22 protein-coding genes and 1 pseudogene are annotated in these 24,492 nt (G+C 59.5%); 15 read left to right on the forward strand and 8 right to left on the reverse strand.

All coding sequences use genetic code 11. The features are described 5' to 3' along the window. Window positions 1–70: 70 nt before the first annotated feature. From AC07O1_RS07150 to AC07O1_RS07175, 6 genes are all read left to right on the forward strand, one after another. The gene (locus AC07O1_RS07150) at window positions 71–295 is read left to right on the forward strand and encodes a hypothetical protein (protein ID WP_495088350.1); all 225 of its coding nucleotides are present in this window, start codon (window positions 71–73) and stop codon (window positions 293–295) included. A gap of 319 nt (window positions 296–614) precedes the next feature. Then, window positions 615–1,235 (forward strand): LysE family translocator, encoded by a 621-nt coding sequence (locus tag AC07O1_RS07155; protein WP_495088351.1) that lies wholly within the window; start codon window positions 615–617, stop codon window positions 1,233–1,235. Between the two features lie 34 nt (window positions 1,236–1,269). Continuing rightward, window positions 1,270–2,310, forward strand: coding sequence for a DMT family transporter (locus tag AC07O1_RS07160; protein WP_495088352.1), 1,041 nt, complete (start codon window positions 1,270–1,272; stop codon window positions 2,308–2,310). Between the two features lie 80 nt (window positions 2,311–2,390). After that, window positions 2,391–3,473 (forward strand): bifunctional transcriptional activator/DNA repair enzyme AdaA, encoded by a 1,083-nt coding sequence (locus AC07O1_RS07165; protein ID WP_495088353.1) that lies wholly within the window; start codon window positions 2,391–2,393, stop codon window positions 3,471–3,473. A 60-nt stretch (window positions 3,474–3,533) separates the two neighbouring features. Continuing rightward, a complete protein-coding gene (locus tag AC07O1_RS07170; RefSeq protein ID WP_495088354.1) occupies window positions 3,534–4,346 on the forward strand; it encodes an isocitrate lyase/PEP mutase family protein in 813 nt (270 codons plus the stop codon). A gap of 5 nt (window positions 4,347–4,351) precedes the next feature. Next, window positions 4,352–4,969, forward strand: a complete 618-nt coding sequence (locus tag AC07O1_RS07175; protein ID WP_495088355.1) for a DNA-3-methyladenine glycosylase family protein — start codon at window positions 4,352–4,354, stop codon at window positions 4,967–4,969. A gap of 41 nt (window positions 4,970–5,010) precedes the next feature. Here the strand turns inward: AC07O1_RS07175 and AC07O1_RS07180 are convergent, their stop codons facing one another. After that, window positions 5,011–5,907 carry a LysR family transcriptional regulator gene (locus AC07O1_RS07180; protein WP_495088356.1) on the reverse strand — a complete coding sequence of 299 codons (897 nt, stop codon included), beginning with the start codon at window positions 5,905–5,907 and terminating at the stop codon, window positions 5,011–5,013. A 128-nt stretch (window positions 5,908–6,035) separates the two neighbouring features. Here AC07O1_RS07180 and AC07O1_RS07185 point away from each other — a divergent pair, with 128 nt between their 5' ends. From AC07O1_RS07185 to AC07O1_RS07205, 5 genes are all read left to right on the forward strand, one after another. Further along, window positions 6,036–6,701 carry an RraA family protein gene (locus tag AC07O1_RS07185; protein WP_495088357.1) on the forward strand — a complete coding sequence of 222 codons (666 nt, stop codon included), beginning with the start codon at window positions 6,036–6,038 and terminating at the stop codon, window positions 6,699–6,701. A gap of 11 nt (window positions 6,702–6,712) precedes the next feature. Next, on the forward strand, window positions 6,713–7,921 hold the full coding sequence (locus tag AC07O1_RS07190) for a pyridoxal phosphate-dependent aminotransferase (RefSeq protein ID WP_495088358.1): 1,209 nt from the start codon (window positions 6,713–6,715) through the stop codon (window positions 7,919–7,921). A gap of 93 nt (window positions 7,922–8,014) precedes the next feature. After that, complete coding sequence (locus AC07O1_RS07195) at window positions 8,015–9,283, forward strand: cation:dicarboxylate symporter family transporter (protein WP_495088359.1); 1,269 nt, start codon at window positions 8,015–8,017, stop codon at window positions 9,281–9,283. 69 nt (window positions 9,284–9,352) lie between these two features. Next, complete coding sequence (locus tag AC07O1_RS07200; protein WP_495088360.1) at window positions 9,353–9,841, forward strand: GFA family protein; 489 nt, start codon at window positions 9,353–9,355, stop codon at window positions 9,839–9,841. A 44-nt stretch (window positions 9,842–9,885) separates the two neighbouring features. Further along, a complete protein-coding gene (locus AC07O1_RS07205; RefSeq protein WP_495088361.1) occupies window positions 9,886–10,503 on the forward strand; it encodes an LbetaH domain-containing protein in 618 nt (205 codons plus the stop codon). 160 nt (window positions 10,504–10,663) lie between these two features. On the opposite strand, the gene AC07O1_RS07210 is transcribed toward AC07O1_RS07205, so the two are convergent. From AC07O1_RS07210 to AC07O1_RS07230, 5 genes and pseudogenes are all read right to left on the reverse strand, one after another. After that, window positions 10,664–13,741: an efflux RND transporter permease subunit gene (locus AC07O1_RS07210; RefSeq protein WP_495088362.1), complete on the reverse strand. Its 3,078-nt coding sequence runs from the start codon at window positions 13,739–13,741 to the stop codon at window positions 10,664–10,666. Continuing rightward, entirely contained in the window at window positions 13,738–14,940 is a 1,203-nt protein-coding gene (locus AC07O1_RS07215) for an efflux RND transporter periplasmic adaptor subunit (RefSeq protein ID WP_495088363.1), read from the reverse strand. The genes AC07O1_RS07210 and AC07O1_RS07215 overlap by 4 nt, the downstream gene beginning before the upstream one ends. Then, window positions 14,937–16,301, reverse strand: a complete 1,365-nt coding sequence (locus tag AC07O1_RS07220; RefSeq protein WP_495011841.1) for an efflux transporter outer membrane subunit — start codon at window positions 16,299–16,301, stop codon at window positions 14,937–14,939. Before AC07O1_RS07220 ends, AC07O1_RS07215 begins: the two co-directional genes overlap by 4 nt. 291 nt (window positions 16,302–16,592) lie before the next feature. After that, a pseudogene (miaE, locus tag AC07O1_RS07225) lies at window positions 16,593–16,701 on the reverse strand (tRNA isopentenyl-2-thiomethyl-A-37 hydroxylase MiaE); the annotation flags it as partial. A gap of 89 nt (window positions 16,702–16,790) precedes the next feature. Continuing rightward, complete coding sequence (locus AC07O1_RS07230) at window positions 16,791–17,747, reverse strand: LysR family transcriptional regulator (RefSeq protein ID WP_495088394.1); 957 nt, start codon at window positions 17,745–17,747, stop codon at window positions 16,791–16,793. A gap of 194 nt (window positions 17,748–17,941) precedes the next feature. Between AC07O1_RS07230 and AC07O1_RS07235 the strand changes: the two genes are divergently transcribed. Continuing rightward, on the forward strand, window positions 17,942–18,574 hold the full coding sequence (locus tag AC07O1_RS07235) for a glutathione S-transferase family protein (protein WP_495088364.1): 633 nt from the start codon (window positions 17,942–17,944) through the stop codon (window positions 18,572–18,574). Between the two features lie 121 nt (window positions 18,575–18,695). Then, window positions 18,696–19,061, forward strand: coding sequence for a nuclear transport factor 2 family protein (locus AC07O1_RS07240; protein WP_493060885.1), 366 nt, complete (start codon window positions 18,696–18,698; stop codon window positions 19,059–19,061). Window positions 19,062–19,207: 146 nt separating this feature from the next. On the opposite strand, the gene AC07O1_RS07245 is transcribed toward AC07O1_RS07240, so the two are convergent. Further along, window positions 19,208–19,816, reverse strand: coding sequence for a MiaE family protein (locus tag AC07O1_RS07245; RefSeq protein ID WP_495088365.1), 609 nt, complete (start codon window positions 19,814–19,816; stop codon window positions 19,208–19,210). A gap of 227 nt (window positions 19,817–20,043) precedes the next feature. Here AC07O1_RS07245 and AC07O1_RS07250 point away from each other — a divergent pair, with 227 nt between their 5' ends. Then, the gene (locus AC07O1_RS07250) at window positions 20,044–20,907 is read left to right on the forward strand and encodes a universal stress protein (protein ID WP_494991420.1); all 864 of its coding nucleotides are present in this window, start codon (window positions 20,044–20,046) and stop codon (window positions 20,905–20,907) included. Between the two features lie 57 nt (window positions 20,908–20,964). On the opposite strand, the gene AC07O1_RS07255 is transcribed toward AC07O1_RS07250, so the two are convergent. Beyond that, on the reverse strand, window positions 20,965–21,435 hold the full coding sequence (locus tag AC07O1_RS07255; RefSeq protein ID WP_494991419.1) for a DUF1289 domain-containing protein: 471 nt from the start codon (window positions 21,433–21,435) through the stop codon (window positions 20,965–20,967). Window positions 21,436–21,842: 407 nt separating this feature from the next. Here AC07O1_RS07255 and acnB point away from each other — a divergent pair, with 407 nt between their 5' ends. Beyond that, window positions 21,843–24,443, forward strand: coding sequence for a bifunctional aconitate hydratase 2/2-methylisocitrate dehydratase (gene acnB / locus AC07O1_RS07260; protein WP_495088395.1), 2,601 nt, complete (start codon window positions 21,843–21,845; stop codon window positions 24,441–24,443). Window positions 24,444–24,492 lie beyond the last annotated feature (49 nt).

A 24,492-nucleotide genomic window follows, 5' to 3' on the forward strand; every position in this document is an offset into this window, starting at 1 on the left:
TCAACTGTCCTGGTACCTGACACAATTTCTGGATTTTCGAGTGCCTATGCCAGGGAGGGTGGCAGCGGCCATGGTGATGGGGGCGGCGCAGGCCACAGTGGTGGAAGTGGTAGCGGCGGCGGGCATGGCGATGGTCATGCCGGCGAAGGCCACTCAGGGAGTTCGGCTTCTGGCCGCGATGGAAGTCATGCCGAACCTGGCGATGACCACGGCATTCACGCAGCCGGCGAACTTGGGGATGACCACGGTGTTCACGCAGCAGGCGAGCTTGGGGATGATCGGGGCGTTCATGTAGGCGGTGAGCCTGGAGATGACAAGAGCGGGACCTGAAAGGCTGCATTGACTGACAACCTATAAAGTTTTGGGGGCAGGCTTTATAGGTTTTCTTTTGAATGAAAGAAGACAAACACCCAGGAACAAGACAATCCCCTTGCCCCCGTTTACGGGGCAGATCCCCCAATCCTGGTCTCGTTTTGGCAATATCGCCCCCCTGAAAAGGAGGCTGATTGTTCCCCGACACATCACATACACTCTCTGCATCTGCGGGTGACACCTGAGTCCAAGGCACAATGCAGCCACACTGCCTGAAATAAAAATATCCCATGGAGCCCATCATGGATCTCGCAACACTCACCTTGTTTCTTCCCGCCTGTTTCGCTTTGAACATGGCCCCCGGTCCGAACAACCTGCTCTCGGTGAGCAACTCGACCCGCTACGGCTATCGCACCTCCTGCGTCGCCGGGGTGGGTCGCCTGCTGGCCTTTGCCGGAATGATCGCCCTCGCCTCGGCCGGTTTGGCCGTGGTGCTGCAGACCTCGGAACTGTTGTTCTACGGGATCAAGATTCTGGGCGCGGCCTATCTGTTTTACCTGGCGCTGCAGTTGTGGCGCGCCAATCCTGAAACTGAAACCGAGGCGGTGAAAGCGCCAGTCGGTGTGCTGGCTCTGGCGCGGCAAGAATTTTTGGTGGCTGCCGGCAATCCAAAGGCGATCCTGATTTTCACCGCCTTCCTGCCGCAGTTCGTCGACTCGACACAAGCGGTCACACCGCAGTTCGCTGTGCTCGGTGCGTTGTTCCTGTGCCTGGAATGGATCGCCATCAGCGCCTACGCCTACATGGGCTTGCACATGCGCCGCTGGTTTGCCGAGCCACGCGGCAAGCGGATGTTCAACCGCTGCTGCGCCGGGTTGTTGTCGGGTGCTGCTTCGGTGTTGCTGATGGCCCGCCGGACTTGAGAAATTCCAGCGTTAGACTCGGAGTACCAGGTGAATGAACATCAGCATTTTCTACGCACTGGCGGCCGCCGCACTATTTGGTGCAAGTACACCACTGGCCAAACTGTTAGGCCTGAATCTCTCCCCGATCCTGCTCGCCGGCCTCCTGTACCTGGGTAGCGGCATTGGTCTGACAGTCGTCAGGTTTATCCGCGATCGCCGTTGGCAAAAAACCGGTCTTACGTCGTCAGAATGGCCGTGGCTGATCGGTGCGATCGCTTTTGGTGGTGTTTTTGGCCCGATCGCACTGATGTTTGGTTTAACCCGAACATCAGCCTCGACAGCGTCACTCATGCTTAATCTGGAAGCCGTACTGACAGCGTTACTGGCGTGGGTCGTTTTCAAAGAGAATGCTGATCGCCGGATCGTGGCGGGTATGCTCGCCATCGTTGCCGGAGGCCTCGTCCTGGCGTGGCCGCAGAGTACAACCCGGTCTTATGAGTGGCTTGGGCCATTGGCTGTCGCTTTGGCCTGTGCTTGCTGGGCTATCGATAACAATCTGACGCGCAAGGTTTCAGCCTCGGATGCTCTTTTTACTGCTGGTATCAAAGGCTTGATCGCCGGTCTGGTGAACTGTTCTCTGGCACTTTTCCTGGGGGCTCAACTTCCAGGTTTTTCCGTGCTTGGCCCCACGCTCATCGTTGGATTTCTGGGCTATGGCATCAGTCTGGTGCTGTTCGTTCTGGCGCTTCGAGGGCTTGGCACCGCACGCACCGGCGCGTACTTCTCTACGGCACCGTTTCTGGGCGCAGCCATTTCGATTTTGATGTTGGGCGAGCCTGTGTCCTTCACGTTCTGGGCGGCGGCCTTGTTGATGGGCACAGGTGTCTGGATTCATCTCACCGAAAGCCATGCCCACGATCACCAACACGACCCGCTCACGCACGAACACCGTCATGTTCACGACGAACATCATCAACACGAGCATTCGTTTGAATGGGATGAAACGCAGCCCCACAGCCACGTACACGACCATGCGCCGATCCGCCACAGCCATCCGCACTTTCCAGACATTCATCACCGGCACAAGCACTGAGGTCACGCTCAAGCAAAAGCCGGAATTCGCTGTCGATTTTCCGGTGGAGGCTCAGCGCCGGTCACTCTAGACTCGTGTCCATGAACCTAAAAAACACCCTACTCCCGCCCCATACCGAGATGGTTCGCGCCATGCTCGAACGAGACACCGCCTATGAGGGGGTGTTCTTTACCGCGGTCAAAACCACCGGCATCTTTTGTCGCCCGACCTGCACAGCGCGCAAGCCGAAGCCGGAAAACGTCGAGTTCTTCGCCCATGTCGACGAGGCGATGTCGGCGGGCTATCGCGCTTGCCTGCGTTGCAAGCCGCTGGACGCCGCGGCCATCGCACCGGACTGGGTGCAAAAGCTGCTCTCGGCGGTGGATACCGACCCCGACCAGCGCTGGACCGATGCCCAGTTACTGGCCGAGGGCATCGAGCCGCTGAAGCTGCGGCGTTGGTTCAAACAGCATTTTGGCATGACCTTCCATGCCTGGCTGCGCACCCGGCGCCTCGGCATGGCGTTAGGCGGCATCAAACAGGGCAATTCCATTGATAACGTCGCGTTCGACTCGGGTTACGAATCCCTGAGCGGTTTCCGCGACGCGTTTCAAAAGTCCTTCCATATCACCCCCGGCCGCGCCGCCAACAGCGAGCCACTGCTGTTCACTCGCCTGACCACACCGCTGGGGCCGATGATCGCCATGGCCGAGCGCCGTGGGCTGGTGCTCCTGGAATTCCTCGATCGACCCGCGTTGACCCGGGAGGTAGAAGTACTACAAAACCGCTACAGCTATGCCGTGGCGCCAGGGCACAACGCCTACTTGCGACAAATCGAAAATGAACTGGCGCAGTATTTCGCAGGCAAGCTGACCGAGTTCAAGGTCCCGCTGCATTTGCCGGGCAGCGATTTCGCCAGGCAGGTCTGGGCCGAACTGACGAAAATCCCCTATGGCCAGACCAGCACCTACGGCACCATCGCCGCGTTGCTGGGTAAACCCGGCGCCAGTCGTGCCGTGGGCCTGGCGAACGGGCATAACCGTCTCTCGATTGTCGTGCCCTGCCACCGGGTGATCGGTGCAGATGGCTCGTTGACAGGCTATGGTGGAGGACAACCGCGCAAGGCGTTTTTGCTTAGGCTGGAAAAGGCCAAGGTGCAGGTCATTCAACAACTCGCGTTCTGATCGCTCCCCGTTTAATTCAACCCCGTCTATATCAACAAAGTCATAAGGGAAGGACATCCGATGGACACGCTCGACAATCAATTTCACCAGCTGCACCACGAGGGTTTGCTGATCCTCACCAACGTCGCCGATGCCGCCGGGGCGCGGCTGGTGGAGCAATTGGGCAGCAAAGCCATTGCCACCAGCAGCGCGGCTGTGGCGTGGGTTCATGGCTATCCGGATGGCAACACCCTGCCCCTCGAACGCCTGGTGTCGACCGTCGAGTCCATTGCCCGAGTGATTTGCGTGCCGTTGACCGTGGACATCGAGGCCGGTTATTCCGATGACCTGGCACGGGTTGCCGATGTGATCGATGCGGTGATCGCCGCCGGGGCCGTCGGGATCAACATCGAAGATGGCGCCTCACCGCCCGAACTGTTGGCGCGCAAGATCGAGATCGCTCGTCAGGTTGCCAGGCGCCGCGATGTGAAGCTGTTCATCAATGCGCGCACCGACGTCTACCTCAAGGGTCTGGTGCCCGCCGAAGATCGCGTCGCAGAAACGCTCAAGCGTGCGGCGTTGTATCAAGCCGCTGGCGCCGATGGGTTGTTCGCCGCAGGCGTGACCGCGGAGTACGAAATTGCGGCGCTCTGCCAGGGCACCACGCTACCGGTGAACGTACTCGGATTACCCGGCCTGCCGTCGCCAGACGAGCTCAAAATCCTCGGCGTACGCCGCTTGAGTGCAGGATCGGGCATCGCCGAGTTTCTTTACGGCGCCATGGCCGGGCTGGCTAAAAGCTTTCTGCAAACCGGCAAGCTCGACAGCAGCCACCTGAAGGCCTTCACCTATGGCGAACTGAACGCCCTGCTCAAACCCTCCGGGAAAGCCTGATCGCGATGCTCGATCCCTATCTGCCCGCGACCGAGTTTCTGTCGTCCATCGATGACGACTGGCGGCGCCACATTGCCGCCATCGGCCCTTGCCTGCATCAGCCCCATCCGGCGCGCGATCCTTATGAGTCGCTGGTGCGGGCGATTGCCTATCAACAACTGCATGCACGCGCCGGCGATGCGATTCTGGGTCGATTGCTGGCGCTTTTTCCTGAACAGGAGTTCCCGAGTGCCGAGCAGATTCTGGCGACGGACTTCGATGTGTTGCGAGCGTGTGGTTTCTCCGCGAGCAAAATCGCGACGATTCAGGGCATCGCCCAGGCCTCACTGAATGGCGTGGTGCCGGACTATCCGACAGCGCTGGAGATGAATGACGAAACGCTGATCGAAAGACTGACCCGTCTGCGCGGGGTCGGTCGCTGGACCGTGGAAATGCTGCTGATCTACACCCTGGAACGCGCCGACATTCTGCCCGCCGACGACTTTGGCGTGCGTGATGGTTATCGCCGTTTGAAGGGCCTGGAGCACCAGCCGACCCGCAAACAGATGATTGATCTCGGCCAAGCCTGGAGCCCCTACCGGACCGTGGCGTCCTGGTATTTGTGGCGAGTGCCAAGCTGTTGAATCGGGTCGTAGCGATGGGGCTGCTGGAGCTCGCAGTGGGCCTACAGCAGTAACCGAGAAAAATTGCAGCACTCCAGTGCCAGTTGCGCCACGTTCTGATTCAGTCCGAACTGCCGGTCGATGCGGTGCAGGGCCGCATAACGAATGCGCGGCAGACCAGGCTGAGTCGTCAGGGCACGCAAGGCACCCCGCTCGATCAAATGCGACAAACACGCTTTGGGCAAATAACTCACGCCCACTCCGGACAAGGTCAGTCCAACCTGAACCAACAAGTTATGGCTGGTGATGGTTCGCGGCATCTGTACGTTGTGCGCGGCCAGCCAGCGCTCGTAAATCAAGCCGGTGCCTGATTGAGAACCCTGGGTCAGCACGGTGAAACTGGCCAGGCGTTCGACGCTTACAGGGTCCGGATCAGGAATCAGGCCGGGGGCACACATCCAGGCGTTTTCCACACTTTTAAGTGGAGTGCTGACAAAGCGTGCGTCCTTGTACACGTCCGGCACGATGACCAGGTCGAGTTGGTCATTTTCGAGTTTGCGGAACAGTTCGCTGCTCAACTCCACTGACGGTTCGATCTGCACCTTCGGGTACGCCTGACGCATGGCCTCGACCAGCGCGGGTAGCCAGGTCAGCGCGGTGAGCTCGGTGACGCCAAGGCGGAACCGCCGCACCAGCACTTCCCGGGCGCTGACCCGCTCAAGCAGATAGTCACGGCGCTCCAGCAGGTCCTTGGCGTAATCGAGCAGTTCGCCGCCCTTCTCGGTCAACCGCGCATTGCGTTTGCTGCGGTCGAAAATTTCCACGTCGAAGGTTTCTTCCAGCTCCTGGATACGCTTGGAAATCGCCGACTGCGACATGTTCAGCTTGTTCGCCGCCGCTTCGAAGCTGCCCAGCTCGGCGATCCAGTACAGCGCGTCAATCTGCTTGAAGGTGATCATCGCATTCATCACATGACAAAAAGCGATGTTAACGCATAATAAAATATCGCTAAAACTGTTTATTGATCCCTCCTAAGATCGAGCCACAGCCCTGATCGGCTGCTACCTCATTCTTCTGGAGATCAGCCATGTCCTTGCCCGGTTCACGCATTCTTCCCAACCCGCCGCTGGCGTCCGCCCAAGTGCTGCAAGCGTTTCAGAGCGTGGTCACGCCGCACATCAGCGACAACCTTGGCCGGCACATCGGCGCTCGCGGTCTGACCCGTTACAACCGCAGCGGCAAACTGGTCGGCACCGCGCTGACCGTCAAAACCCGCCCCGGCGACAACCTGCTGATCTACAAAGCCATGAGCATGCTCGAACCCGGCCACGTGTTGGTGGTCGACGCCCAGGGGGACACCAACAACGCGGTGATCGGCGAACTGGTCAAGCTCTACGCCCAACAGCGCGGCTGCGTCGGTTTTGTGATTGATGGGGCGATCCGCGATGTCGCCAGCTTCGAAGACACCCCATGCTACGCCCGTAGCGTCGTGCACTGTGGCCCGTACAAAAGCGGTCCGGGTGAAATCAATGTGCCGGTATCGATCGGCGGCATGCTGATCCAGCCGGGTGACCTGCTGGTGGGTGATGAAGACGGTCTGGTGGCCTTCGCCCAGGAAGACGCTCCGGAGGTGCTGCGCCGTGCCGCGCAACATGCCGCTCATGAAGAAGAAGTCAAAGCCGAAATTGCCACCGGTGCCGTGCGCCAGAGCTGGATGGACAAGGTTCTCAAACAGGCCGGCCTGTCCGAGTGAGGGAGAAACACATGAGCACTGCATTCTTGTCTAAACGGGTGTTGAGCATCCAGCCCTCGCCCAGCATCGCGGCCAATGCGCTGGTGACCGAATTGCGCGCCCAGGGCCGCGACATCATCAACTTCACCATGGGCGAACCGGACTTCGACACCCCCGCGCACATCCTCGAAGCCGCTAGCCGCGCCATGCACAGCGGCGACACCCATTACACCGCCACCAACGGCACTGTTGCCCTGCGCCAGGCCATCAGCCTCAAGCTTGCGCGAGACAATGGTCTGAGCTACAGCACCGATGAAGTCGTCGCCGGCTGTGGCGGCAAACACATCATCTATCACGCGCTGGCGGCGACCCTGAATCTGGGCGATGAAGTCATCGTGCACACCCCGTACTGGGTGTCCTACCCGGACATCGCACGGTTGAACGACGCCACTGCGGTGATTATCCCGGGCAGCGAAATCAATGGCTTCAAACTCACCCCCCAGGAGCTGGAGCAGGCCATTACCCCGCGCAGCAAATGGGTGATCCTCAACAGCCCGAACAACCCCAGCGGTGCGGTGTACAGCGAAGCGGAACTGCTGGCCCTGACCGAAGTGCTGCGGCGCCATCCGCAGGTGCTGATTATGGCTGACGAAATCTACGAGCAATTCGTTTACGGCGATGCTCACCATGTTTCACTGGTCAAGCTGGCGCCGGACCTCAAGGACCGCACGCTAATCGTCAACGGTGCCTCCAAGGGTTACGCCATGACTGGCTGGCGGCTGGGTTTCGGTGCCGGGCCAACATGGCTGATCGCGGCCATCGGCAAATTGCTGTCGCAAACCACCACTTGCCCCAGCTCCGTCAGCCAGGCGGCTGCCGTGGCCGCATTCGCCGGTGACCAGGCGCCGATTGCCGGCATGCGCGAGGTCTATGGCCAGCGTCGCGACCGCATGCTCGAACTGCTGGCGCCCATCGAGAGCCTGAATTGCACACCGCCGGACGGCGCCTTCTATGTATTCGCCAATGTCTCGCGTCTGATCGGCACACACACCGAACAGGGCGAACTCATCGACAGCGACACTCGCCTGGTCAACTACCTCCTCAAGGAACACGGCCTGGCCACGGTCAGCGGTGCGGCGTACGGCATGTCGCCCTATATCCGCCTGTCGTTCGCCAGCTCCCTGAACGTGATCGAAGAAGGCTGCCGTCGCCTCAAAGAAGCGTGCCAACGATTGCGCTGACGGTTTGTTGCTGCACCCGACAGCCACCGGACGGCTGCTCATTGACTGCCTAGAACAAAACTCATAATCATTGTCATCAAATGAGGCATCCCCATGCACACGCCACGTATTGCGCTGGTCTGGCAAATCCTGATCGGCATGCTCGCCGGCATCGCCATCGGCGCCCTGCTTCACAGTTTTCCTGACTCACGTCCCTGGCTGGTCGACAACCTGCTGCAGCCGGCCGGCGACATTTTCATCAAGCTGATGAAGATGATCGTCGTGCCCATTGTCTTTTCCTGCATGGTGGTCGGCATTGCCGGCCATGGTGACGGCAAGTCGCTTGGGCGGATCGGGGTCAAATCGCTGACCTACTTCTTCAGCATCACCACCCTGGCGATCATTGTCGGGCTGGTGATCGGCAACCTGCTCAAGCCAGGTGCCGGCACCGATCTGGCCAGCCTCAAAGCAGCGGCCATCACGCTGCCAACCGCCAGTGCGGGTGGTCATAGCCTGGGGCAAATCATCGTCGGGATTATTCCGGACAACGTCATCAATGCCATGGCTCAGGGCAGTCTGCTCTCGGTACTGTTCTTCGCCGTGATGTTCGGTATGGGTGTGTCGCGTCTGAGCAATGAGCGCAAGGAACCGCTGATTGCCATGCTGCGAGCGGTGTCCGAGGCGATGTTCAAAGTGACCTCAATGATCATGGCCTACTCGCCCATCGGCGTGTTCGGGATGATTGCGGTGACCGTGGCCAACTTCGGTTTCAGCTCGCTGTTGCCCCTGGCCAAGCTGATCATGGTCAGTTACGTCGCGATTGCCTTCTTCGTTCTCGTGGTGCTGAACCTGGTGGCGCGGCTGTGCGGGATCAATCTATTCGCCCTGATGCGGCACATCAAAGATGAACTGATCCTGGCCTTCTCCAGTGCCAGTTCGGCGGCGGTGATGCCGCAATTGATGAAAAAACTCGAAACCTACGGCGTCCCGCCTTCTCTGGTGAGTTTCGTGGTGCCGGTGGGTTACTCCTTCAACCTGGATGGTGCCTCACTGTTCCTTGGCATCGGTACGCTGTTCGTCGCTCAGTTGTATGGCATCGACCTGAGCTTCGGTGATCAAGCCCTGCTGGTGGTGACGATGGTACTCACCTCAAAAGGCGCCGCGGGAGTGCCCGGATTCATGTTCGTGATTCTCTCCGCAACGCTGGCCAGTGCCGGGCTGCCACTGGAAGGAATTGCCTTTATTGCCGGCGTGTACCGACTGATGGAAATGCCCACCACCGCGCTCAACGTACTCGGCAATGCCCTGGCGCCACTGGTGATTGCCAAGTGGGAGGGACGTGAAGCCCATTGCCTCAAAGGCGACAGCAGAGTCATGAGTTGAGAAAGTCCGGGATAACCCTGAGCGACTAGACTGTCATGGGAACGCCAATGGGTCTGTTGGAGGTTTCCCATGCAGCTCGAAGGTTCCTGCCATTGCGGTGCGGTCACGTTCAGCCTGAGCAGCGCACATCCCTACCCTTACCAGCGCTGCTACTGCTCGATCTGTCGCAAGACTCAGGGCGGTGGCGGCTATGCGATCAACCTGGGGGCTGACGCCAACAGCCTGAAAGTCCGCGGCCGCAAGCAGATCGCGATCTATCACGCCCGGCTCAAGGATGAAGGTGATCGCCGCGCTCACAGCAGCACGGCAGAGCGGCACTTCTGCAAGCTCTGCGGCAGTGCGCTATGGCTGTTCAGCCCTGAGTGGCCGGAACTGATCCATCCGTTTGCCTCGGCCATCGACACGCCTCTACCAGTGCCGCCGGAACACACGCACCTGATGCTCGGTTCGAAAGCCGGCTGGGTTGAAGTCCAGGCGCAATCCGGCGACCAGCAGTTTGAAGTGTATCCCGAAGAATCGATTGCCCAGTGGCACGAGCGGCTTGGGCTGGAGCGATGAAAATGCTTTAGGCTCTGGCGACCATCCAATCTGCAGGGACCGCCATGATTCAGATCGCCACCTTCATCGAAGCCCTTCCTGGCTCTATACTTTCTCGCTGGGCAGACCAGTCACCCTGGGAGTTGGTAACCCATTCCAGCGAACGAGTACGCGAGTTGCTCACGACCCTGGACCCCAGGGATTATCGGATAGAGGGTGATATCGCGGTACACCGCAGCGCTATCGTCGAACCGGGTGCCGTGCTCAAAGGACCATTGATTATCGACGCTCACTGCTTTGTCGCCACTGGCGCTTATCTGCGCGGAGGCTGTTGGGTTGATAAACAATGCATTATCGGGCCTGGAGCGGAATTGAAGTCTTCATTCATGTTCAGCGGCAGCAAACTCGCACACTTCAATTTTGTTGGCGACTCGGTGCTCGGAACCGGCGTTAACCTTGAAGCCGGCAGTATCGTCTGCAACTACCGTAATGAACGTGCCGACAAAGAGATCAAGATACGTATCGACGCACAACTCCTGCCGACTGGCTGCGACAAGTTCGGTGCCCTGATCGGCGACGGTTCACGTCTGGGTGCAAATGCAGTGCTCGCCCCAGGTGCGTTGCTGCTGCCGGGGTCGATCATTCGACGTGGCTCCTTATTCGACGCAGAAATCGACAAATAACCCACAGCCAAATGGCAAATAAACCGGCAGCTCCTTGGTACTGCGTACACCTGATAATTTTCGGGTACACGAAGTCCGGCGTAGCTGCCGTAGGCTGCGATCTTTTTGGGCACGCGACTGGCACTGGGGCAATCCTCCTCATAGCAACCGTCGTAAACCTCTAACTCCTCACCAGCGAACGCTCAACCTCGCTCCGACGCCGAAAACGATCGAACCAGAGGTAAACCACCGGGGTGGTGTACAGCGTCAGCAGCTGTGACACCGCCAACCCGCCGACGATGGCAATCCCCAGCGGTTGTCGCAACTCGGAGCCGGCACCGTGGCCGAAAGCCAGCGGCACAGCGCCCAGCAAGGCCGCCAGAGATGTCATCAAAATCGGCCGCAGCCGCAACAGGCAGCCTTCGCGCACGGCTTCGCGGGGCGACATCCCTTGCTGTTCGGCCGCCAGGCTGAAATCGACGATCATGATGGCGTTTTTCTTGACGATCCCGATCAACAAAATGATCCCGATCATGCCCAGGACTGAAAGATCCTGACCGCAGATGATCAATGCCAGCAAGGCGCCGAAGCCTGCCGAGGGTAACGTGGAGATGATCGTCAACGGATGGATGGCGCTTTCGTACAGCACACCCAGGACGATGTAGACCGTCAGAATCGCCGCCAACACCAGCCACGGCTGCGACTTGATGGAATCCTGAAACGCTTGGGCGGTTCCCTGAAAGCTCCCACGGACGCTATCCGGCAATCCGACATCCAGCGAGGCCTGCTGAATTGCCGCGACGGCGTTGCTCAGGGCTTGACCCGGCGCCAGGTCGAACGACAGCGTGATGGCCGGGAATACCCCCTGATGGTTGATCACGATCGGCGCCAGCTCGTTCTTGACGCTGGCCAACAGGTTCAACGGCACCCTATCGCCGGCGGCTGAACGAACGTACAGATGCGCAAGCGTATCGAGCGACAACTGCCAGCGCGGATCGAGCTCGAGAATCACATGATTCTGATCGAGCTGGGTGAACATGGTGGCTATCTGTCGCTGCCCGAACGCATCGTAAAGCACGTCATCGATAGCCTGGACGGTGACACCCAGCCGTGCCGCCGTGGGACGGTCGATCACCAGTGTCGCCTGGGGTGCGGCGTGCTGCTGATCGGAGGTGACATGCTGCAACTGTGGCAGCGTCTTGAACTTCGCCAACAGAACCGCGCTCCAGTGGTCCAGCTCAAGGCTGTTCGGGTCCTGGAGGGTGTATTGATACTGGGTCTTGCTCGCCCGCCCACCGATCTGAATGTCCTGGTTGGCCTGCATGAACAGCTTGATAGCAGGCACCGCATCAAGCTGCGGTTGCAGTCGGGCGATCACTTGCTGGGCGCTGGCAGTACGTTCACTGAAGGGCTTGAGGTTGATCATCACCTTGCCCTGGCTGATCGTCGGGTTGGGTCCGATCCAGAAATAGACCTTGGCCACTGCAGGGTCCTGACCGATGATATCGGTCAGGCGAGCGACGTCCTCGCGCATTGCCTGCGACGAAATATCCGGCGCCGCCTCGGCGACCCCCTGAATCAGCCCGGTGTCCTGCTGTGGGAAAAAGCCTTTAGGGATGTAGACATACAGCGCAGCCGTCGCCACCAGTGTCGCCAGCGCGACTGCCAGGGTCAGGCGCTGATGCTCCAGTACCCAATCCAGACTACGTCGGTAACCCTCGTGCAAGCGTGTGAACCCCGCTTCACAGGCCTGCGCGAATCGCCCGGGGCGGTCCTCGGTGTGGGGTTTCAAGAGCCACGCGCAGAACATTGGCGTCACCGTAAGCGAAACGATGCAGGACATGACAATTGCCACGCTGACCGTGACCGCGAACTCGCGCATCAGGCGCCCGACGATCCCTCCCATCAACAAAATCGGCAGGAATACCGCGATCAGCGAAACCGTCATAGAGACGATGGTGAATCCGACTTCACGCAAGCCATCGACCGCCGACTGCAGGCGTGACTTGCCCATTTCCAGGTGACGCACGATGTTTTCCATCACCACGATGGCGTCGTCGACCACGAATCCCACCGCGATCGCCAACCCCATGATCGACAGGTTATCCAGGCTATAACCCAGCAAGTACATCACCGCAAAGGTCGCCACCAGTGACAGAGGAATGGTCAGGCTCGGGATCAGGGTCGCGGTGGCTTTGCGCAGAAACACAAAGATCACTACCACGACCAGCGCGATGGACAGCAACAACGTGAACTGCACGTCATGCACCGACGCTTCAATCGTCTGCGTGCGATCGCCCACCACCTGAACCTGAACGTCACGGGGCAACGATGCCGTCAACGATGGCAGACGCGCTTTGATCGTTGCGATGGTCGCCAGCACGTTGAAACCCGGCTGTTTATGGATGTCGACAATGATCGTCGGCTCCCCGCCGATGGCCGCCGCCTGCTGGGTATCTTCGGCACCGTCGATCACCCGGCCAAGGTCGCCCAGCTTGATCGGCATCCCGCTCTTGTAGGCAACCACCTGGTCGCGATAGCCCTGCGGGTCGAGCAACTGGTCGGTGGTGTTGAGGGTCACGTTACGGCTGGCACCGTCCAGGCTCCCTTTGGGCTGGTCGAGCGTACTCAGACCGATGACGCTACGCACGTCCTCCAGTGTCAAGCCGCGAGCTGCCAGGGCATCCGGGTCGATCTGAATGCGCACAGCGGGTTTCTGTTCACCATGAAAATCCACCAGACCAACGCCCGGCATCTGCGATAACTGCTGAGCCAGGTAATTGTCGGCATAGCGATCCAGTTCGTGCAGCGTGCGAGTCGGTGACGTCAGCGCCAACGAAAGCACGGTGAACTCGGCCGGATTGACCTTGTTGAAGGTCGGCGCACTGGTCATGCTTTTGGGCAGGCTGGCGCTGGCGGTATTGATCGCCGACTGGACATCCTGGGCAGCGCCGTCAATGTTGCGGGACAAATCGAACTGCAGCACGATCTGGGTTTTCCCCGAGGCGCTGGACGAGGTCATGGATGTGACTTGAGGGACTGCCGAGAAGGCGCGCTCCAATGGTGTCGCCACCGAAGTCGCCATAGTCTCGGCACTCGCGCCGGAGAGTTTTGCGGTGACCTGAATCGTCGGGAAATCCACGGTCGGCAGCGGCGCTACGGGTAACTGAAAATACGCGAAGCTTCCCAGCAGCATCACCCCCAACGCCAGCAAGCCCAAACCGACACGTCGCTGGATCAAACCGGACAAGGCTTTCATCGCCGTCCCTCCACGCCGTTGCTGGAGGCAATCGATACGGACGTATCGACTTGCGCAGGATCCGCCTGAACCGCAGACACCTTGACTCCCGGTGCGATACGCGACTGCCCTTGAACCACGACCGTTTCTCCCGGTTCCAGCCCAGCACGAATCCATTGCTGGCCATCAACCACGGCCGCCGCCTGGACTTGTCGCGGCGCTACTCGCTGATCAGCGTTGACCACATAGACAAAACTGCCCTTCTGTCCTAACTGGACCGCATTCGCCGGAACCACGGTTGCCTGGCGCTGGGTATTGAGCAACAGGCGGGCGTTGACCAACTGCCCGGGCCAAAGCTTGTTATCGGCATTGTCGAATTGGGCTTTGAGCTGAATCTGGCCGGTGGCGGCAGCGACCTGACTATCAATGAAGCTCAGGTGCCCGCTGGCAATCTGTTGCCGACCATCACGGCTCATGGCAACCACCTGCAAGGGCTGGCGCGCAGTCTCTTCAAGGATTTCGGACAGCTCATCCTGGGACACGGCAAAAGCCACCGAGATCGGGTCCATTTGAGTGATGGTCACCAACCCCGTCGCATCCGTGCCATGAACAATCGAACCGACATCCAGCAGGCGCTGGCCGGTGCGCCCGGTCAGCGGTGCGAGGATCTGGGTGAATCCCAGTTGCAGACGCGCATTCTCCAGCGCGGCCTGATCCGCCTGTACGCTGGCTTGCTGCGCGGCCAGCTGCGCCCGATAGGTATCGACATCCTGGGTCGGACCGGCCTTGGCCGCAGCCAGTTTACTGGCCCGATCCAGGCTGACGCGCAGATTGGCCAGTTGCGCCTGATCTTTGGCGACCACGGCCTGGGCCTGCGCCAACTGAGCGTGATAGACCCGCGGATCGATCTGCGCCAGTTGGCTGCCAGCAGTCACCATCTGGCCCTCACTGAAGAGCACCTTCTGCAACTCGCCATCGGCCCTTACCCGCACATTCACCGTGTTGAGCGGCTGGACGTTGCCGATCGCATCCAGCCAGATGGGTAAATCTTGTTGGCGGGCCTGCTGCATGAGCACCGGCACCGCACTGTCCGCCGGTTTGGCGGGTTCGGCGGATGCGCGCCATGGGGTGCTGATCACCCACCCGGCGCCCAGCAGGACGATGAGCAGTCCGGCATGGCGCCAGCGGCGAAAAGGAGGCGAAACGAGTGGGACGTTCATGGGCGTGTGGCCTGAAGAGCTGAAGAAGACGGAGTGGGCATGGTGTTAGACGAGATGGCGGCAGCCGTGAAATCACCGCCCAGTGCGCGAAACAGGCCGACCGCGGCCTGCAAATGCTGCAGGCGCACCTGCAGCAAGGTGTCTTCGGCCTGGTACTGGGTACGCTCCACGACCAACAGCGTCTGGAAGTCGGTTGAGCCCAGACGGTAACGAACCTGCGCCAGCCTCGCGGCCTCACGGGCCGAGGCCACTGCAGCGCGGTTCAGCTCATAGGCTTGATCCAGTTCATGGGCAGCACTCAACTGCGTCTCGACATCCTGCAAGGCTTCGATCACCGACTCCCGATAGCTGGCCGTCAATTCCTGGACATGAGCCTGATCGAAGTGCAATTGACCGTTCAGTTGGCCACCCATGAACACCGGTTGGGCCAGTGTGCCGACCACGCTCCAGATCCGCCCTCCAGCCAGGGTGTCGAGGCCGCCCATCAGATCCAGCGATAGATTGGGTAAAAAGGCAGCTCGCGCCACACCGACATCAAAATTGGCCGATTTCAGGCGTGCCTCGGCCGACTGGATATCCGGCCGCTGACGCAGCAGCCCGATCGGCAATCCAAGCGTTGGCTTTGGTACGTCGAACCGGTCCAGGCCGGTCTGAGACACGGTGAATCCTTGTGGCGCAGCGCCGACCAGTACCGCCAATTGATACAGCGCCTGATCGCGTTGCTGACGCAGGGCCGGCACCGCGGCCTGAAACGTTTGTCGGGCATTGCGTTGCTGCTCGACCTCAAGATTGGAAACCGCGCCCTGGCTGGCTTGCACCTGGACCAACTCAAGCACTTGTTGCGCGTCGTCAGCGATCGACTGTGCCAGACGCAGCCGCTCTTCGAGCGAGAGCACCTGGAAATAGCTGTCGGCAATCGACGCTCCCAAGGTCATGCGCAAGGTCTGCGCATCGAAAGCGCTCGCTTGCGCCAGCGTCTGGGCTGCGTCAGCCGTTGCCCGGTGCTTGCCCCAGAAGTCCACCTCATAGGACGCCTGGGCAAACACGCTGCGTGTCTGGCTCGTCGAGCTACCGTTCTGCCGCTGATAGCTGCCGCCCAAAGCCACTGCCGGGTATTGCGCGGCACCCGCCACCTGGGCCGAAGCACGGGCTTCATCGATTCGGCTGAGAGCCGCTTGCAGGGTGTAATTGTGATCCAGACCGCGGGCGATCAGAGCGTCGAGCTCCGGGCTGTGAAACTCTGTCCACCACTGCCCGCCCGCTGCCGGGGCGCTGGAAGCCGCGCCGGCCCAGGCCGGCGCAACTGCCAATGCGGGTTGATGGTAGGTCGGCACCAGCGAGCAACCACTCAACAACAGCATGCCCAGGAGCGTCAGCCGTTTAGAAAGTCGAAGCGAGGCTGAGGACGGTCTGAAAGACGAAGGTAACGTAACGACGGGCATCTACTGATCATCTCCGGCAAAGCCTGTGTGGCTTGGCCACCACGAATGGCGCGAAGATAACAATGGGCACCTAGCAGAGCGTTCCCCTGAACCTAAAATTTAATTTAGCCAAGCCCAACGGCTGTACCACTGCGAGTCCGGCCGCCATACAGCCATCAGGTCGACTCGCCCGAAAGATCAGGCTACCGATGAGAGCGGTGGGATCCCGCTGCAGCTTCGAGCCTCGATAAAGGCATCGCGTGTCCAGCAGTTTGACCGGCTCGTGGTTGCGCACCACTTTGCGCAGCCCTGAGGCATAGCGGCTTGCGGAGAGCTGGCGTCCCCATTTTTGCATTTATGGCGACGTTGGCGAGATGCGCTATTGCTCCGAGCGCTGCCGGAGCGGGCCATTCACTCCCCCCGCCATCTTCACCGTCTGCGCCGGTTTGATGGCTTCTGTTCCAGGACCGTCTCGGCTCTCCATTGCGCCGCGGCGAGTCTGGAGGTAAAGAACTCTGCCAAGGCGCTAACTTTCGCTGGCCGTGCACGAGCCGTGGGTGTGACGAAATAAAGACCCCCTTCAGGCAAACGCCAATCGGTCAACAGCGGCTCGAGCTGCTTATCGCGCAAATACTGTGTCGCGATGAACTCGGGGATCTCCGTGATGGCCAGTCCGGCAAGGACGGTAGGTAATAATGCCTCCACGCTCGTTGCCCGCAACCCGCCGGCGGGCACAACAGTGCATTCCTCAGCGCTCTTTGTGTGCGTAAAGCGCCAGATGTCATGCCTATTTCTGTTGATGTAACTCAGGCACCGGTGAGCACCCAACTCGCTCGGGTGTTGCGGGCGACCGTAGTGGGACAGATAGTCAGGGGACGCCACCACGAACCGGCGCACCGGTGCAATGAGACGGGCAACGAGTGACGAATCCTCCATGACCGCGATACGCAGGGCGGCGTCAAAGCCCTCGCCAATCAAGTCAGCTTGCGCGTCCGCGGAATGGAGATCGATGGAAATGTCTGGATAGGTCCGAAAGAACTCGGGCAGCAACGGGGCGACCCAGCGCACCCCAAAGGAAAGCGGTACCGCGAGCTTTACGAGACCACGTGGTCGACTCGATGTCTCACGTGCGAAATCCTCGGCGTCCTCAGCCTGCGCGTAGATCCTTGCCGCTCGATCGGCGAGCGAGCGGCCATAGTCCGTGAGCGCAAGTCGTCGGGAGGTGCGGTTGAACAATCGACCTCCCAACCGCTCTTCAAGGCGGGTAACGGCCCGCGAGACCGTCGCGACCGAGACACCCATGGCTGTCGCCGCCGCCGCAAATGAACCTTCTTCGGCGACCTTCCCGAACATCGCGAGTCCTTCGAAATCTGGCAGCTTCGACATGACATTCCTGCAACGATGGTTTTCATTCATTTCTATTTCGAAAAATAGCGCATGGCCATAGATTTGTCTCACCCAACTTCCTCCGACGTAGCTTGCATCGCGGGTACGGAGCTCTTCGTCGATGGAGGGCAGGCCCAAGTCTGACGACTGCCCTGGGCGGCTGGTTCGTCAATTGAATGAAAGAGGATATGACCATGCTTGAAGTGTTTGCCTTTGCCACGCCCAACAGCCTCAAGGTCTCCATCGCGCTGGAAGAGTTGGGGCTGGACTACCGGCTCGTCCCCGTCAATTTGCGTCAGGGGGAACAGAAGAGCGAAGCCTTCCGAGCCTTGAATCCCAACGCCAAAGTGCCCGTGCTTACTGACCGCTCCTCCGAGCCAGGCGTCGACGATGTGGTGCTCGGCGAGTCCGCCGCCATCCTGGTCTACCTTGCAGAGAAAACCGGGCAACTGCTTGCGAATGATGGCATTCATCGCGGCAAGGTATTCGAACAACTCTTCTTCCACGCGTCCGGCCTGAGTCCCGCGTTCCTGCAGGCGTTCCTGGTCAACCTGCAGTCCTCACCGCAAGCTGAGGCCCAAGCGCGTGCTTTATCGGAAGTAGATCGAGTTCTGGGGGTGCTCAACCACAACCTTGAGCAGAGTCCTTATGTGGCTGGTGAGACGTACAGCATTGCGGACATCGCACATTTCGGGTGGGTGTGGCGTCACCAGGCAATCGGCGCCTCTCTCGCCAAGTTCCCGTTCGTGACTCGCTGGTACGAAGAAGTCTCGGCGCGGCCGGCAGTCGTTACGGCCATCAAGAAGACCTTGGCGCTTGCTCAATAACGCAACGCCCACTCTCTCAACTTCCTGGGGCAAAGCGGCCGCTTGAGGGCGCCGGATGCGAGAGAGGTCCACGCCATACGCCCGGAATCGGCTCAACAGTCAATGACTGAGGAAAAGAATCATGAATGCTCGCATCAATGAACTGCTGCTTCGCAACCTTCAGGAGGTCTTTGGTGAAGGTGACGCGTCCCGTCGTCGTGAGGCCATCATGGAGCTCTACACAGAGGATTGCATGATCTACGTGCCTCCAGGTGTGTTTGTCGGGCACGACGCGCTGGACAAACTTGCCGGAGATCTTCGCGCGATGCACCCGCACTTCGTGTACACGCCACACAGTAAACCGCAGGCGCTCCACAATGCCGGTCGCCTGGCATGGGGCTCTGGTCCGCGCGGCGAGTCACCCGACTACACGGGTTGGGATGTGATCATCGTTCGCGATGGGAAGATAGCGGCGCTCTATGTCTTTCTCGATAGCGATCCCACCTGAAACAACCGAGCGCTCTCGCTTGGCTGCACTGGGTCGGCGAGCGAGAGTACTCCCTCGGGGTGCGTTCAATGCAAAAATTAAAAAGCCCCGCAGACCTTAATCTGCGGGGCTTTTATATGGCGGACAGATCATGATTCAAAACTACGTCACGTCAGCGTCGGGATACCACTATGGAATCTGAATTCGCTATCCGGGCTGTCAATCAAGCCAGCCTCAACCGTCCTGACCTTTTCGATTACACGATCCACGTCAGCGGCATCCCCGTACTGATACGCAAGCTTTAGATAGCCTTGGAAGTGCCGTGCTTCGCTTTTAAGCAAGCCGAAGTAGAATCGCCCCAACTCATCGTCCAAATGCGGCACCAGCGCTTCGAAGCGCTCACAGCTACGGGCCTCGATAATGGCTCCCACCACCAACGTATCAACGAGCTTCACTGGCTCATGGCTTCGTACAACAGCCCTTAGCCCAGAGGCATACCGGCTAGCCGACAGCGGGCGCCATTCGATTTTACGCTTTTTCATTAGCCGCAAAACCTGTTCGTGATGCACAAGCTCTTCACGGGCCAGCCGAGACATCATGATCACCAGATCAGAGTAAGCACCGTACTTGGCAATCATGCTCAGAGCAGTGCTAGCGGCCTTGAACTCACAATTCTTGTGGTCGATCAGCAGGGTTTGCTGATCCGCCAGCGCGGCCTGGACCCAACCGTCCGGGGTGCGGCAACCCAAAAACTCGTGAATTTCCGGAAAAATCATAGGGACACTTCCGTACGTTCAGGAGCGTGGCAAGGCAGGAGGGCAGCGACTTCAAGGATCGGTAACATGAGGCTCACGAAAGAAAGGTTCACAGCGAAGGGCGCTGATTATACCGGCCGGGCCGCAGACCACCAGTCGGCCGACTTGATGTGCGTCAACATCACAGTCAGCGCACAGCAACTATAGTTGTGCAACGTAGCGTCTATCACCTTCTGGAGATCCCGATCATGCAAGCCATTCGCAGCATCCTGGTGGTCATTGAGCCCGAGCATTCGGAAAGTCTCGCACTCAAACGCGCCAAGCTGATCGCCGGAGTGACCCAGGCGCACCTGCATTTGCTGGTCTGCGACAAGAAGCATGAGCACTCGGCGCTCCTGAGCGTGCTCAAGAGCAGCCTGTTGAGCGAAGGCTACAGCGTCACCACCGAACAGGCGTGGAATGAAAGCCTGCACGAAACCATTATCGACGTGCAGCAGGCCGAAGGCTGCGGCCTGGTGGTCAAGCAGCATTACCCCGACAACCCGCTGAAAAAGGCCCTGCTCACCCCCGCGGACTGGAAACTGCTGCGCTATTGTCCGACTCCGGTGTTACTGGTCAAGACCTCCACCCCCTGGACTGGCGGAACCATTCTGGCGGCCATCGACGTCGGCAATACCGATGGTGAACACCGCAACCTGCACGCCAGCATCGTCGATCACGGCTTTGACATCGCCAGCCTGGCCAAGGCGCAGTTGCATGTCATCAGCGCCCATCCGTCACCGATGCTGTCGGCGGCCGATCCAGTGTTTCAGCTCAAGGAAACCATCGAAGCCCGCTACCGCGAGCAGTGCAAGGCGTTTCAGGCCGAGTTCGACATTGATGACGACCATTTGCATATCGAAGAAGGCCCGGCAGACGTATTGATTCCACACTTTGCCCACAAGTTGCAGGCATCGGTCACGGTCATCGGTACCGTGGCGCGTACCGGATTGTCAGGTGCATTGATTGGCAATACCGCGGAGGTGGTGCTCGACTCGCTGGAAAGCGACGTACTGGTGCTCAAGCCGGACCAGATCATGGACCACCTGGAGGAAGTGGCGTTGAAGCATTGAGGTGATGATCACCTGTGGCGAGGGAGTGGCCGCTCCCTCGCCACTAGGTTTCAGCAATCAGGAACCGAAGGCATCCCTGAGAAAGCCCGGCGCGATGTAACGCTGATAATGAGCTTCAGACAGCAGGAAAAACTCCCGATCAATGGCATCACGCAGCTGCGGCAGGCTCCAGCCGCGAAACTCGGGCATTAACACCATGCCGTAGGCGTCCAGTTGGCTGATGACCCGCGCGCCACGGGCAATCAACTGATAGGCCCAGCAATATTCGGACTGATGGGGCACGAAGCGGATTTTTCGCTGCTCCAGCTGCTGACGCAGCCGTTTGGGGTCGAAAATTTCCAGTTTGCCGGCCATCACCTGCACCAGCAGCTGCTCCAGACGCAGCCAGACCGCACGTTTTTCTTCCTCGTTGTAGCCGTTCCAGTGAATCACTTCATGGTGGAAACGCTTGCAGCCACGGCATACCAGATCACCGTAAACAGTGGAGCAGAGGCCGACGCAGGGGGTCTTGATGGTCTGATTGGGCATAGGTAAGCAGAACGTGAGAAGCAAAACAGGTCGGCATGTTAGCCCTTTGTCTAACATTCATCACCCCTCAAAGTTCAGAGGCTAACTTACCTTTAAATTTTTTTTGCCGTAGAATCAGCCAGCCTTTTAAGGCGCCAATGTCCGTTAGAAGCTGTTTTCAAAGCGTCACGAGCACAGTCGTTCCTTCAGAGCGGTGTTGGCGAAGGGTTTTTCCAGCGGGGAAAAGCCCAACGCCAACCCTCATCAGCTCCCCGTTCTGCAGGCGTAAAACTTTGAAAGCAGCTTCTGTAAGGAATTGCCGGTAATTCTGGCTAAGTGGCCCACAACGCTACGCAGCGCATGAGTACGGCAATTTCGGGATGAGCGTCCCGGACACCCATTTGGGACCACTGATGAGGGTAATAACTGTGCTTGAAGCCTACCGCAAACATATCGAAGAGCGTGCAGCACTGGGTATCGTTCCCCAGCCGCTTAACGCCGAACAAACTGCAGGCCTGGTCGAGCTGCTGAAGAATCCCCCGGCTGGCGAAGAAGCTTTCCTCGTTGACCTGATCACCAATCGCGTGCCGCCTGGCGTGGACGAAGCAGCCTATGTAAAGGCCGGTTTCCTCTCTGCTCTGGCCAAAGGCGAAGCCACTTCCCCTCTGCTCGACAAAAAGCGCGCTGTTGAACTGCTTGGCACCATGCAAGGCGGCTACAACATCGTGACGCTGGTTGACCTGCTCGACTCAGCCGAACTGGCTCCGGTCGCTGCCGCGCAACTCAAGCACACCCTGTTGATGTTCGATGCTTTCCACGACGTCGCGGAAAAAGCCAAGAACGGCAACGTTCACGCTCAAGGCGTACTGCAATCCTGGGCTGACGGCGAGTGGTTCAAGAACCGCCCTGTTCTGGCCGACAAGATCAGCCTGCGCGTATTCAAGGTCACCGGCGAAACCAACACCGACGACCTGTCCCCTGCTCCTGATGCCTGGTCCCGTCCAGACATCCCGCTGCACGCCCTGGCCATGCTGAAAATGGCCCGTGAAGGCATCGTGCCTGATGAGCAAGGCGTCACCGGTCCCATGAAGCAGATCGAAACCATGCGCGGCGAAGGCTTCCCGATCGCCTACGTCGGCGACGTAGTGGGTACCGGTTCTTCGCGTAAATCGGCCACCAACTCGGTGCTGTGGTTCTTCGGCGACGACGTTCCTTACGTGCCGAACAAGCGCGCTGGCGGTTTCTGCTTCGGCAGCAAAATCGCTCCGATCTTCTACAACACCATGGAAGATGCCGGCGCACTGCCAATCGAATTCGACGTGACCAACATGAACATGGGCGACGTGATCGACCTGTACCCTCATGCCGGTAAAGTCACCAAGCACAACAGCGACGAAATCCTGACCACCTTCGAAATGAAGACCCCGGTCCTGCTCGACGAAGTCCGTGCTGGCGGTCGTATTCCGCTGATCATCGGCCGTGGCCTGACCGAGAAGGCGCGTGCCGAGCTGGGTCTGCCGCCGTCCGATCTGTTCAAGAAGCCGGAAGCTCCGGCTGAAAGCACCAAGGGCTTCACCCTGGCGCAGAAAATGGTCGGCAAGGCGTGCGGCGTAGCTGGCGTTCGTCCAGGTACCTACTGCGAACCGAAAATGACCACCGTCGGCTCCCAGGACACCACAGGTCCCATGACCCGTGACGAACTGAAAGACCTGGCGTGCCTGGGCTTCTCGACCGATCTGGTAATGCAGTCTTTCTGCCACACCGCGGCTTATCCAAAGCCGATCGACGTGACCACCCACCACACCCTGCCAGACTTCATCATGACCCGCGGCGGTGTTTCCCTGCGTCCGGGTGACGGCATCATCCACAGCTGGCTGAACCGCATGCTGCTGCCGGATACCGTCGGTACCGGTGGTGACTCCCACACCCGTTTCCCGATGGGGATCTCCTTCCCGGCCGGTTCCGGTCTGGTCGCTTTCGCTGCAGCCACTGGCGTGATGCCACTGGACATGCCGGAATCGATCCTGGTTCGCTTCAAAGGCAAAATGCAACCGGGCGTCACCCTGCGTGACCTGGTTCACGCCATTCCTTACTACGCGATCCAGGCTGGCCTGCTGACCGTAGAGAAGAAAGGCAAGAAGAACGCCTTCTCCGGTCGTATCCTGGAAATCGAAGGTCTCGACAACCTGAGCATCGAACAGGCATTCGAACTGTCCGACGCCTCGGCCGAGCGTTCCGCTGCCGGTTGCACCATCAAGCTGTCCAAAGAGTCGATCACCGAGTACCTGAGCTCCAACATCACCCTGCTGCGCTGGATGATCGGCGAAGGCTACGGCGATGCGCGTACTCTGGAACGCCGCGCTCAAGCGATGGAAGCCTGGATTGCCAACCCTGAGTTGATGGTTGCCGATGCTGACGCCGAATACGCTGAAATCATCGAAATCGACCTGGCCGACATCAAAGAGCCTGTGCTCTGCGCGCCGAACGATCCGGACGACGCCCGTCTGCTGTCCAGCGTTGCTGGCCAGAAGATCGACGAAGTGTTCATCGGTTCGTGCATGACCAACATCGGTCACTTCCGCGCTGCCGGTAAACTGCTGGATCAGGTCAAGGGTCAGCTGCCAACCCGTCTGTGGCTGTCGCCGCCGACCAAAATGGACGCTCACCAGTTGACCGAAGAAGGCTACTACGGCATCTACGGCAAGGCTGGCGCGCGCATGGAAATGCCGGGCTGCTCGCTGTGCATGGGTAACCAGGCTCGCGTTGAACCGAACTCCACCGTAGTGTCGACATCGACCCGTAACTTCCCGAACCGTCTGGGCGACGGCGCAAACGTCTACTTGGCTTCGGCTGAGTTGGCGTCTGTTGCTTCGATCCTGGGTCGCCTGCCGACCGTCGAGGAGTACATGGCCTACGCGAAGGAAATCGACACCATGGCCAGCGATGTCTATCGCTACCTGAGTTTCGACCAGATCGCCGAGTTCCGTGAAGCTGCTGCGAATGCCAACATTCCGGTCATTCAAGCCTAACGTTACAACGCTATAGAAAACGCCGCGTATCTTGCGATACGCGGCGTTT

Source organism: Pseudomonas sp. GW821-FHT07G10 (assembly GCF_059418545.1).

Excerpts from the sequence above, each read along its gene's own strand:
- AC07O1_RS07200 (WP_495088360.1), top strand. The coding sequence starts at position 9,353 with ATGCAGCTCGAAGGTTCCTGCCATTGCGGTGCGGTCACGTTCAGCCTG.
- AC07O1_RS07255 (WP_494991419.1), bottom strand. The coding sequence starts at position 21,435 with ATGCCCAATCAGACCATCAAGACCCCCTGCGTCGGCCTCTGCTCCACT.
- AC07O1_RS07185 (WP_495088357.1), top strand. The coding sequence starts at position 6,036 with ATGTCCTTGCCCGGTTCACGCATTCTTCCCAACCCGCCGCTGGCGTCC.
- AC07O1_RS07180 (WP_495088356.1), bottom strand. The coding sequence starts at position 5,907 with ATGATCACCTTCAAGCAGATTGACGCGCTGTACTGGATCGCCGAGCTG.
- AC07O1_RS07190 (WP_495088358.1), top strand. The coding sequence starts at position 6,713 with ATGAGCACTGCATTCTTGTCTAAACGGGTGTTGAGCATCCAGCCCTCG.
- AC07O1_RS07220 (WP_495011841.1), bottom strand. The coding sequence starts at position 16,301 with ATGCTGTTGTTGAGTGGTTGCTCGCTGGTGCCGACCTACCATCAACCC.
- AC07O1_RS07160 (WP_495088352.1), top strand. The coding sequence starts at position 1,270 with ATGAACATCAGCATTTTCTACGCACTGGCGGCCGCCGCACTATTTGGT.
- AC07O1_RS07155 (WP_495088351.1), top strand. The coding sequence starts at position 615 with ATGGATCTCGCAACACTCACCTTGTTTCTTCCCGCCTGTTTCGCTTTG.
- AC07O1_RS07150 (WP_495088350.1), top strand. The coding sequence starts at position 71 with ATGGTGATGGGGGCGGCGCAGGCCACAGTGGTGGAAGTGGTAGCGGCG.
- AC07O1_RS07165 (WP_495088353.1), top strand. The coding sequence starts at position 2,391 with ATGAACCTAAAAAACACCCTACTCCCGCCCCATACCGAGATGGTTCGC.
- AC07O1_RS07235 (WP_495088364.1), top strand. The coding sequence starts at position 17,942 with ATGCTTGAAGTGTTTGCCTTTGCCACGCCCAACAGCCTCAAGGTCTCC.
- AC07O1_RS07230 (WP_495088394.1), bottom strand. The coding sequence starts at position 17,747 with ATGTCGAAGCTGCCAGATTTCGAAGGACTCGCGATGTTCGGGAAGGTC.
- AC07O1_RS07205 (WP_495088361.1), top strand. The coding sequence starts at position 9,886 with ATGATTCAGATCGCCACCTTCATCGAAGCCCTTCCTGGCTCTATACTT.
- AC07O1_RS07210 (WP_495088362.1), bottom strand. The coding sequence starts at position 13,741 with ATGAAAGCCTTGTCCGGTTTGATCCAGCGACGTGTCGGTTTGGGCTTG.
- AC07O1_RS07170 (WP_495088354.1), top strand. The coding sequence starts at position 3,534 with ATGGACACGCTCGACAATCAATTTCACCAGCTGCACCACGAGGGTTTG.
- AC07O1_RS07245 (WP_495088365.1), bottom strand. The coding sequence starts at position 19,816 with ATGATTTTTCCGGAAATTCACGAGTTTTTGGGTTGCCGCACCCCGGAC.
- AC07O1_RS07240 (WP_493060885.1), top strand. The coding sequence starts at position 18,696 with ATGAATGCTCGCATCAATGAACTGCTGCTTCGCAACCTTCAGGAGGTC.
- AC07O1_RS07250 (WP_494991420.1), top strand. The coding sequence starts at position 20,044 with ATGCAAGCCATTCGCAGCATCCTGGTGGTCATTGAGCCCGAGCATTCG.
- AC07O1_RS07215 (WP_495088363.1), bottom strand. The coding sequence starts at position 14,940 with ATGAACGTCCCACTCGTTTCGCCTCCTTTTCGCCGCTGGCGCCATGCC.
- AC07O1_RS07195 (WP_495088359.1), top strand. The coding sequence starts at position 8,015 with ATGCACACGCCACGTATTGCGCTGGTCTGGCAAATCCTGATCGGCATG.
- AC07O1_RS07175 (WP_495088355.1), top strand. The coding sequence starts at position 4,352 with ATGCTCGATCCCTATCTGCCCGCGACCGAGTTTCTGTCGTCCATCGAT.